The sequence below is a fragment of the Streptococcus parasanguinis genome, assembly GCF_019929185.1.
GTDB lineage: Bacteria > Bacillota > Bacilli > Lactobacillales > Streptococcaceae > Streptococcus > Streptococcus parasanguinis_O.
Genome location: NZ_JAHZPC010000026.1, coordinates 1 through 8,759, shown reverse-complemented (window position 1 = coordinate 8,759; position 8,759 = coordinate 1). Strand labels below are relative to the sequence as shown.

The following is an 8,759-nucleotide window of genomic DNA, read 5'->3' as shown; positions in this document are numbered from 1 at the left end:
GTAGAGCCCACTCAACCACTGCGTCTTGCTCGACAATCCAAAAATAATTGAGAGGCTAGGACTTTTGTCCCAGCCTCCTTTCTTTATTTGTTGCTATTTTTATCCGGTAAAAGAAAACTAAGACCTACACAAGCGAGCACACCTGCTGTGATAACTAAAACATTTGAGACCGGCAAGAGATCGTAAATCGCATTTGCGATCATCAGTGCGATCAGGGCACAGATAACACTTGCCTTATAATCTTTTTTCAAGAGATTTTCAAGAGTAAAGAAAGCAAATAAGAGAACGGGGAATAAAGGCCAGATATTCACATCGAGCTTTGGAAAGCCAACCATTCCCATTATCACAACCGCAAGAGCAGCCAAAATAAATCCAAGTCCAAGTAGTTTTTTCATCATCATATACCTCATTTTGATTATTCGGAAGTATTTCTTCCTTTGATGATTCTATGATAGCAGAGAGCTCCTACGGAGACAAGGACTTTTGACTAAGCGGTCAAAAATGGTGCCTATGCGGTCAAAAAAAGAAACGAGACAGAACGAATATGTGACTAACATCATTCGTCGTCTCGCTCCTTCAAAGCAGATTTTTTCTATGCCGATTGCAGGGATCGAACCTGTGACCTACGCGTTACGAGTGCGTTGCTCTACCAACTGAGCTAAATCGGCGATTACCTTCTTAGTATAGCACTCTGATAGCGGATGTCAAGCACTTTTAGTTGATCTTTTTAATCAGAATCTGACATGGATTCTGTGGATCCCATAGTTGCGGAAAAATCTCTAATTTTTTAAAACCAAGACTGCGATAAAAGACATTTGTTCGGTCATAATCTTTATTTGAACCTTCTGCGACTGTTTTGACCTGTAGGTAGTCCACTTGTTTGACTGCTTCTCTTTCTATAGTCGTAATTAATTCCCTTCCAATTCCTTGACCTTGGAATGATTTTTTCACGCCTAGACAGTCACTTCACTCGAATATGATAAACTTATAAACCCTACTACATCACTTTCTTGATAAGCAGCCCAAACTCGTAAATCCTTAGCTCCTTCAATGTAGGCTTGCGTGCTTTCTGGTATTCCAAACCATTCTGGCAAATCCCTTAAAATCTCAGCGACAACTGCCATTTTTTGATCTTCACCCTTGACTTCTTTAATTACAAACATCATAAGTTCCTTTCTTGATTTTAGTCTTACTTTACCTCTTACGAACCAGCACTTTCGTAGGCATCCAATCCCCTGTTCCAAAGTTTGAGGGAAATAACAAAGAAAACAAGGGAAATCAGAATCAAACCACCAATATTAAAGAGTCCATCCTTGTCCTGCAAGAAATAGCTGGCAGGATAGTAGGCCGTAAAGGCAAAAGGTACAATAAAGCTAATTAACCAACGAAGGAGCGAATTGTAAATAGAAATAGGATACTTGGCAAAATCATTAAACATATAGAAAATGTAAATCATGGCACCTGACTGCTTGGTCCAAAAAGCGATGCTGGCTGTAGCAATTTTCAAGGAAGTGTAAATCAAGGTCGCAAAAGGAATACAAACTAGGAAAAGCAGGAATTTTGGAAGAGTCCAAGAGATGCTAGTTACTGTTGTTCCTAATAGAATACCACCGACCAAAAGTTCACCCAAGGCATCAATCTGAAAGGTCTCAACGAGGATGTGAAAGAGAGGATTGATAGGACGAGTCAGATACTTGTCAAACTCCCCTTTTCGAACTAGTCGTTGACCTAAGGCCCAGAGATTGTCAAAAAAGAGATGATCTAGTCCCTTTGGAATTAAGGAAAATCCATAGATAAAGGCAATTTCTTGAAAAGTCCAACCTTCTAGGGAGGGAATGTGTTGAAAGATGACATTGAGAAACAAGAGGTTCAGGCCTTGAGTCAGAAAGACTCCCAACACACCAACCACAAAATCTACCTTGTATTCCATGATTTGCTTGATATACTGTCTGATAAAAATCAGATGCATGCGTTGATATTTTTTCATACTAACCTCCCTGAATGGTGATAAATGACTGGACTCGTTTCCAAATCAACTGAGACAAGCCCACCATCACTATAAGCCAGAAAAGCTGAAGCAAAAGTGCTTGAAGAATCTGACTAGCATCGTATTTTCCAACAATAATCATGACCGGAGTGTAAATTAAGGATGAGAAAGGTAAGAAGGACAGAATATCTGAAATGACCTTTGGAAAGAAAGCCAAGGGGATCAAACTCCCAGACATAAAGGCCACTATGGAAGTCTTAAGTAGGTTGGAACCCCAAAGATTTTTAAATACAAAGGCTGAAAATCCAAAGCAGATATTAAAGAAAAAGTTAATCAGATAGGCCAGCGTTAAGCTAAAAAGATAAAGGGTAGTTAGTCCCAGCACTTCTACAATCCCTTGCCCAGATAAGATTTTCATCAAAACAATGACATTTAAAAATGGCAGTCCAACAGAGATAAAAATCAACCACTTGGAACCAAGCTCCGTAAAGAGGTAAGAAGCCGCAAAATGCACTGGTCGCAACAAGCGCATGATAATGGAACCATCCTTGACCTCATCACCAATCATAAAGGAAGAATCCGACCTAGTCAGAAGATTAGTCACAAAACTCATGATGATGTAGAGGGTGATATCCGCCATACTGAAGCCCTGAATCAAAGGCTCCTGGGAGGAATCAAAGACAGCCTTCCATAGATAAAAAGCCACAAAAGCACCCATGACATCGCCAATCCGATAAAGAATAAAGTTGACTCGATAGCTAATCAACTCCTGAATCCCTGCATTGATAAAGGGTTTATAACGTCTCCACAATTTGACCATCTTAGAGCTCCTTTCGATAGAAGCGACGGATAATATCTTCAATATCCGTATCTACCATCTTCAAATCACGGACCTCAAAATCAGATAAGGTTTGCTTGATAATATCGGCCGACTGGTAGCGGGAACTATCGAATTCAATATTGAGAGTATTTCCTTGTCTATCAATGGACATATCAGGCAAGCCCTCATAATGAGAGACTAGATGATTTTGACCTGGCGTCAGCTCAAAGGAAAGAGTCTTCATCTTGCCAAAGGTTTCCTTGAGCTGGCTAACCGTCCCATCAAAAATCTCCTGCCCCTTATCAATCATAAAAATCCGATCACAGAGTTGCTCAATATCGCTCAAGTCGTGAGTGGTCAGGAGAATAGTAGTTTCTTCCTCTTGATTGATCTGGGTGATAGCACGTCGAATGTTGTCCTTGACCGACACATCCAAACCAATAGTCGGCTCATCTAAAAAGAGAACTTTGGGATTGTGAAGCAAGGAAGCTGCAATATCCGCCCGCATCCGTTGACCTAGTGAAAGAGTCCGCACAGGATCCTTGATAAATTCCTTCAAATCCAAAACTTCATTCAAAAAATCCATGCGCTTATGGAAAAGCGAGTCCGGCACATCGTAAATTTCCTTCAAGACCGTGTAGGTCTCTTGCAGTGCCAAATCCCACCATAGCTGGGTGCGTTGTCCGAAAACGACTCCAATATCCTTGACATAATCTTGGCGATTGTCCTGTGGAATCTTGCCGTTAATCCGACAAAAACCAGATGTCGGTTTTAAAATCCCTGTCAGCATTTTGATGGTGGTTGACTTCCCAGCACCATTTGCCCCGATAAATCCTAAAATCTGCCCTTTGGGAACTTCAAAAGTTAAATCCTTGACCGCTTCAAAGGTCTGCTTTTCAGGATGAATAAAGGAGCGCAAAGCTCCCTTCAAGCCCGGTTCCTTAACAGTCTTCACAAAATTTTTCTGAAGATGTTGCACTTCTATCATTGCCATATCTATCTCCTAAAATCTGCCTTTTTTTCAACATAAGGAAAGAAAGCCCTAATAACACCCTATTATAGTGCAAATGTCTAAGGAAAACAAGTGTTAATTTATATCGAAAATTTTTATCCCTAAGAAAAGATAAAAAGGTGATGCTGCATCACCTACCTCTACCAAGTTAAGTCTTCAATCATGCTTCTTACTTGTGAATCAAGAGTCTTATCCTTCTTCAGTTCTCCAACCAAAGTCTGAATCTGCCGGACTAGATTTGGATCATTGTCATTATAGCATCGATGAAGCATCCAGATGTTATGCACAGTTGGACTTTTTAGAACTGACTCCAACAATAAATCCTCATAGCCTTGATGATAAAACTTCTCCACAAAGTGTACCAATTCACCTGGAGAACCAAAATCAACTTCTGGGTGGTTAGCAATGAGTTCTAATATGGGAGCAACCAAATCAAAGGGTTGAGGGGAAGCCTCCATGGCATCTACAATCTCGTCTGCCAACTCAAATTCTTGGTCTTCAGTAATTGCATCATGCAAAGCAACTAACATATCATCTTTAGTAAGCATCTGATTCTCCTTTTCAACTGTTCCATATCATTATTCGTTTTCGAACTTTTTCTTCACTCATCAAACCTTGTTTGTAAGTAGTTTTCAAACTCCTTTTGGGATAAATCACTAGGAAGTTCAAACATATACTCATATCCTTCATCACAAAAGGAAACATTCTCTTCAGGTGGAAACCATTTCCGAAGCCAGATGATATAGGAGGCATAATCTTGTAACCTGTTCGTTGAATCAAAGTAATCAATCACAAAAACATTTTTCTTGCTACTCAGTGAACTTTCCAAAGTAAGCTGAGGACTTTGATAATCCCAAGAAAGCGAGTAAGCTTTTTCAGGATTCGTCCTTTCTCTGATCAAAATACCTGGGAATTTTCCTCTCAAAGCAGTACAAAAGGCTTGTAAATCTAGGAATATGGGGCCTTTACTCTCAATAAAGACAAAATCAGCAGTACTCATCAGTCTCTCTCCTTCTTTTTAAAACTGAAAACAGACTTAACCATCAATGGCAAAATTCTCCAGACTCTCAAATGCCTGCCCCTGATAGTCAAAAGAAAAGATATGAATATCATCAAAAGTTTGATCGCAGAAAGTAACGGTTTGTCTTTCTGGCTCGATGATGGGTTTACCCAATTTTTCAGTAGCTTCTTCATCTGTGAAATACCCATAAAATTCTTGTAAATGAGGCAGTATAAATGCAAGAATACGGTAAAGATTTTTATGGTAATTGGCTGCAAGCAACTGAGCTTCCATCTCAAAGTTTCCACTTGGTTTTTCTTCCCAAGCTACAAGAACATCATCTACTTCATGTAGGTAGGCTTGCAAGGACTGATCGAATATCATGGCTATTTTTCCTTCAATTCTATTTGTAATAACAGAAAATAAAATCACATAGATTGAACTAAATGATTACCTAGATGTAACTTTCATAATTCTTTTCACACTCTTATCTTTGTCAACTAGAAAGCAATCTGGAAAAGTCATCTGTCCCCATTTTTTATAATCAAAACTTGAATCAAAATGATTGATTAAGATTCCTAGCAAATTTCCATGAGAACTCAGTAAAATGGTTTTATCTGAATACCTTTCTTCCAAGTCCTCAAATAAATCTAAAATTCTATTTAATGCTTCTCGATTGGACTCGCCTCCAATAAGAGATTTATCTGGATTTTGCCATAAATATTGAATTGTTTTTTCAAACTCAGTATCTTCAATAAATCTTGAGGATAATTTTCGCTCTCGTAACCGATTATCAAGAACTATTTTATCAAATTGAATTGGCGAGCTATTAATCGTTTCAAATGCTCGTTTATAAGGACTAGAAAAATAATAATCAATATTAAAAGAATTCAAAAAATCTAACTGATTAAGAGATGAAAATCCTTTTTCTGACAAAGTTCTATTAAAATCATCACTTGAAAATCTTGAATGAGCATGTCTAAGTAAAATATAAGAATTATTCATAAGTCATTACCTTTCAATTATTATCATCAGTCTCAATGGATTTTTAAGCCCTCAATTATTCTCTAAAAATTCTTTAATACGAGAAACAATAGCATCGCTTTGATAATGATAGAGGTCGTGAGGCGCATCCATATAGTCGACTTGAATATTCGACTGGTCGCTTGCAAATCTCTCTGCATAACGTTGCCACTCTGATTGGCTAAAGGTCGTGCCTTCACCGTTAGAAACCAGGAGTAAGGCTGGAATTTTCGGATTAATGCTAGATGGAACTTTCTTGGCATTTTCCTTTGCCAAACGGGATTCATGAAGCATGGCTTGTGACATCAACTGCTTATATGCTAGTAATTTATATTGTTGTCGTTCAGTTTCAGTCAGAGTTGGATTTTTTATATAAAAGGACTCAGGGAAATAGCGTAATAAGCCAATCTTACTGCTCCAATAGGCCACAGTAAGCAAGGCCTGATTATCCTTTAAATCTTCATAACTCGCTGGCAAGGCCCAATCCAGACCAATCAAAGCCTTCACTTCATTTGGATATTTCTCTTGCCAAGCAAGACTCTCTAAACTAGCCATAGAATGCGAAATAATCACATAAGGACCTGAAACATGAGCTTGCGCCAAAGCTTGACGGGTCTCAGAAAGGACCTCCATCACATCTCTTGAACGATCACTATCTTCACTAAAACCATATCCTGCTCGCTCCACGACAACAACTTTGTATTTTTTGGATAGGGAATCTGATAGATTCTTAAAGTCTAAAATAGGAGAGGCGATACCTGCACCGGAAAGAAAAACGATTGTTTCAGATCCTTCTCCTTTAACAGAGACATTCATTCGATGTCCATTGACTGTAACTTGTTTACCAATGGGTGTTAGAAGCTTACTTTCATTTCGTAAACTAAATTGATGAAAAACAAATGTAGCACCTAAAAAGAGCAGGAGAAAGCCACAAACGATCCAGCTAAACTGTTTAAATTTTTTCATAGGCATATTGTACAAAAATTAAATCCCGGAAGCAACTTTTCCCATACAAAAAAACAAGATCCACATGGGACCTTGCTTTCCTGTTTTCAATTAAGCTTTGCCTTCTGAACCGAATACGTCGATACGTTCTTCAACAGCTGCTGTAATTGCTTCGAAACCTGGTTTCAAGAATTTACGTGGGTCGAAGAGTTTCTTCTTATCGTATTCTGCTTCGTTTGCATCGTATTCACGTACGAATTGACGAGTAGCATTTGCAAATGCGATTTGGCATTCAGTGTTAACGTTAACTTTTGCAACACCAAGTTTGATAGCTGCTTGGATTTGATCGTCAGGGATACCTGATCCACCGTGCAATACGATTGGGAATCCTGGAACAGCTTCAGTCAATTTTTGCAAGTGGTCAAGGTGAAGACCTTTCCAGTTTGCTGGGTAAGGACCGTGGATGTTACCGATACCTGCAGCCAAGAAGTCGATTCCTGTAGCAACCATTGCTTTAGCGTCTTCGATTGGTGCCAATTCACCGTCACCGATGATACCGTCTTCTTCACCACCGATAGTACCAACTTCAGCTTCTACTGAGATACCTTTAGCATGAGCTTTTTCAACGACATCTTTCGCCAATTTAAGGTTTTCTTCAACTGGAAGGTGTGAACCGTCAAACATGATTGAAGTGTAACCAGCTTCGATACATTCAAGAGCATCGTCGTAGTGACCATGGTCAAGGTGAATAGCAACTGGTACAGTAATACCCATTGATTCTACAAGGTTCTCAATAAGGGCTTTACATACTTTGTAACCACCCATGTATTTAGCAGCACCCATAGAAGTTTGGATAAGTACTGGAGCTTTCTTAGCTTCTGCTGCACGCAAGATAGCTTGAGTCCACTCAAGGTTGTTTGTGTTAAATCCACCAACTGCATAACCATTGTCACGAGCTGCTTGGACAAATTTTTCTGCTGAAACGATTGCCATTGTTATAGGCCTCCTATAAATTTTTGTGGGGTTAATCCCACTTACATTGTTTATTTTATCACTTTTTAGATGAAATTGCTAGTTTTTCCTGTGTCTTTAAGCGCTTTCTTACGGTAAATGAAGAGGAACCCTCTCCCTCCTAAGACTTCCACCCTTTTCAAAAAGCAAAAAAAGGGAGCTCAAGCCCCCTTTCAATCCTTCTCTTTAAAATTTTTTAAAGAGACCAGAAAGCCAATCCCGCAAATCACAAGGAGTCCTCCTGCGACCCATTGAGAATAGAAATAAGCAGCAAATAACTGACTGTCGGTAAACATTTTCCCAAGAAGTCCGTTTAGCAATCCCTCAAGAACGGGAATATTCTCACACACAGCAAGGGTTGAAGCAAGAAAGAGAATACTGCCCGCTATCAGAAAAAGATGAAGAATCCATTTTTTGATTCTTTTTTCATCTCTGAGCAGATACTTAGAAGCAATCGCCACTAAAAAAATGAAAACATTCCATATATTTAAGGCGATAAAATATCTAAAAGTATATTTGTATGCGCCTATCCCCATCGCTAAAATCAGGATAGGACCGAAAAAATTAATGGCACTTCCCAATAGTGCAAAGATGCCATCGACCAAAACCAGATACTTCTTCTTCATGTTCTCACCTCATCTCACACCTATTCTACCACAAAGAGATTTGAAAACAAAAAAAGATAGCCGAAGCTATCTTGATCCGATGCGGAGAGAGGGACTTGAACCCTCACGACCTAAAGCGGTCACAGGATCCTTAGTCCTGCGCGTCTGCCAATTCCGCCATCCCCGCGATTGAGTACCTTACTAGTATATCAATCTTCTACTTTTTTGTCAAGATTTTTTTCAAACTTTTTTCAGAGTTTGTCATTTTTTCACAAAAAGGGAGAGTGGGACAGAAATCGGTAATTCGTTAGAATTCGATTTCGTCGTCCCACCTCCGCACAGTTGAGTAGGGCTGT

General features: G+C 39.2%; 11 protein-coding genes, 2 tRNA genes and 1 pseudogene. All 14 read right to left on the bottom strand.

Translation table 11 applies throughout. The annotated features are described in order from the left end of the window. Window positions 1-83: 83 nt before the first annotated feature. The 14 genes and pseudogenes from K1I56_RS09760 to K1I56_RS09695 all read right to left on the bottom strand — a co-directional run bounded on the left by K1I56_RS09760 (window position 84) and on the right by K1I56_RS09695 (window position 8,590). Window positions 84-395 carry a LiaF transmembrane domain-containing protein gene (locus tag K1I56_RS09760; RefSeq protein ID WP_070465239.1) on the bottom strand — a complete coding sequence of 104 codons (312 nt, stop codon included), beginning with the start codon at window positions 393-395 and terminating at the stop codon, window positions 84-86. Window positions 396-595: 200 nt separating this feature from the next. Continuing rightward, window positions 596-668 (bottom strand) — tRNA-Thr (locus K1I56_RS09755). A 46-nt stretch (window positions 669-714) separates the two neighbouring features. Further along, window positions 715-1,163 (bottom strand): annotated as a pseudogene (locus K1I56_RS09750) (GNAT family N-acetyltransferase). A gap of 38 nt (window positions 1,164-1,201) precedes the next feature. Continuing rightward, window positions 1,202-1,987, bottom strand: a complete 786-nt coding sequence (locus tag K1I56_RS09745; protein ID WP_223325861.1) for an ABC transporter permease — start codon at window positions 1,985-1,987, stop codon at window positions 1,202-1,204. Window position 1,988: 1 nt separating this feature from the next. Continuing rightward, window positions 1,989-2,807, bottom strand: a complete 819-nt coding sequence (locus tag K1I56_RS09740; protein WP_223325860.1) for an ABC transporter permease — start codon at window positions 2,805-2,807, stop codon at window positions 1,989-1,991. Between the two features lies 1 nt (window position 2,808). Next, window positions 2,809-3,801, bottom strand: coding sequence for an ABC transporter ATP-binding protein (locus K1I56_RS09735; RefSeq protein WP_223325859.1), 993 nt, complete (start codon window positions 3,799-3,801; stop codon window positions 2,809-2,811). 158 nt (window positions 3,802-3,959) lie between these two features. Continuing rightward, window positions 3,960-4,367 carry a hypothetical protein gene (locus K1I56_RS09730; RefSeq protein WP_003017340.1) on the bottom strand — a complete coding sequence of 136 codons (408 nt, stop codon included), beginning with the start codon at window positions 4,365-4,367 and terminating at the stop codon, window positions 3,960-3,962. A gap of 53 nt (window positions 4,368-4,420) precedes the next feature. Next, on the bottom strand, window positions 4,421-4,819 hold the full coding sequence (locus K1I56_RS09725; protein ID WP_031576529.1) for a hypothetical protein: 399 nt from the start codon (window positions 4,817-4,819) through the stop codon (window positions 4,421-4,423). A 36-nt stretch (window positions 4,820-4,855) separates the two neighbouring features. Then, window positions 4,856-5,203: a hypothetical protein gene (locus K1I56_RS09720; RefSeq protein ID WP_024055414.1), complete on the bottom strand. Its 348-nt coding sequence runs from the start codon at window positions 5,201-5,203 to the stop codon at window positions 4,856-4,858. Window positions 5,204-5,269: 66 nt separating this feature from the next. Next, on the bottom strand, window positions 5,270-5,824 hold the full coding sequence (locus K1I56_RS09715; RefSeq protein ID WP_024055415.1) for a histidine phosphatase family protein: 555 nt from the start codon (window positions 5,822-5,824) through the stop codon (window positions 5,270-5,272). A gap of 51 nt (window positions 5,825-5,875) precedes the next feature. Beyond that, window positions 5,876-6,814 carry an alpha/beta fold hydrolase gene (locus tag K1I56_RS09710; RefSeq protein ID WP_037585685.1) on the bottom strand — a complete coding sequence of 313 codons (939 nt, stop codon included), beginning with the start codon at window positions 6,812-6,814 and terminating at the stop codon, window positions 5,876-5,878. Between the two features lie 84 nt (window positions 6,815-6,898). Then, window positions 6,899-7,780, bottom strand: a complete 882-nt coding sequence (locus tag K1I56_RS09705; RefSeq protein ID WP_003004573.1) for a class II fructose-bisphosphate aldolase — start codon at window positions 7,778-7,780, stop codon at window positions 6,899-6,901. Window positions 7,781-7,971: 191 nt separating this feature from the next. Next, a complete protein-coding gene (locus K1I56_RS09700) occupies window positions 7,972-8,424 on the bottom strand; it encodes a hypothetical protein (protein WP_223325858.1) in 453 nt (150 codons plus the stop codon). An 80-nt stretch (window positions 8,425-8,504) separates the two neighbouring features. Further along, window positions 8,505-8,590: transfer RNA gene (locus K1I56_RS09695), tRNA-Leu, on the bottom strand. Window positions 8,591-8,759: the final 169 nt, after the last annotated feature.

Excerpts from the sequence above, each read along its gene's own strand:
- K1I56_RS09720 (WP_024055414.1), bottom strand. The coding sequence starts at position 5,203 with ATGATATTCGATCAGTCCTTGCAAGCCTACCTACATGAAGTAGATGAT.
- K1I56_RS09700 (WP_223325858.1), bottom strand. The coding sequence starts at position 8,424 with ATGAAGAAGAAGTATCTGGTTTTGGTCGATGGCATCTTTGCACTATTG.
- K1I56_RS09725 (WP_031576529.1), bottom strand. The coding sequence starts at position 4,819 with ATGAGTACTGCTGATTTTGTCTTTATTGAGAGTAAAGGCCCCATATTC.
- K1I56_RS09715 (WP_024055415.1), bottom strand. The coding sequence starts at position 5,824 with ATGAATAATTCTTATATTTTACTTAGACATGCTCATTCAAGATTTTCA.
- K1I56_RS09710 (WP_037585685.1), bottom strand. The coding sequence starts at position 6,814 with ATGCCTATGAAAAAATTTAAACAGTTTAGCTGGATCGTTTGTGGCTTT.
- K1I56_RS09730 (WP_003017340.1), bottom strand. The coding sequence starts at position 4,367 with ATGCTTACTAAAGATGATATGTTAGTTGCTTTGCATGATGCAATTACT.
- K1I56_RS09745 (WP_223325861.1), bottom strand. The coding sequence starts at position 1,987 with ATGAAAAAATATCAACGCATGCATCTGATTTTTATCAGACAGTATATC.
- K1I56_RS09705 (WP_003004573.1), bottom strand. The coding sequence starts at position 7,780 with ATGGCAATCGTTTCAGCAGAAAAATTTGTCCAAGCAGCTCGTGACAAT.
- K1I56_RS09735 (WP_223325859.1), bottom strand. The coding sequence starts at position 3,801 with ATGGCAATGATAGAAGTGCAACATCTTCAGAAAAATTTTGTGAAGACT.
- K1I56_RS09740 (WP_223325860.1), bottom strand. The coding sequence starts at position 2,807 with ATGGTCAAATTGTGGAGACGTTATAAACCCTTTATCAATGCAGGGATT.
- K1I56_RS09760 (WP_070465239.1), bottom strand. The coding sequence starts at position 395 with ATGAAAAAACTACTTGGACTTGGATTTATTTTGGCTGCTCTTGCGGTT.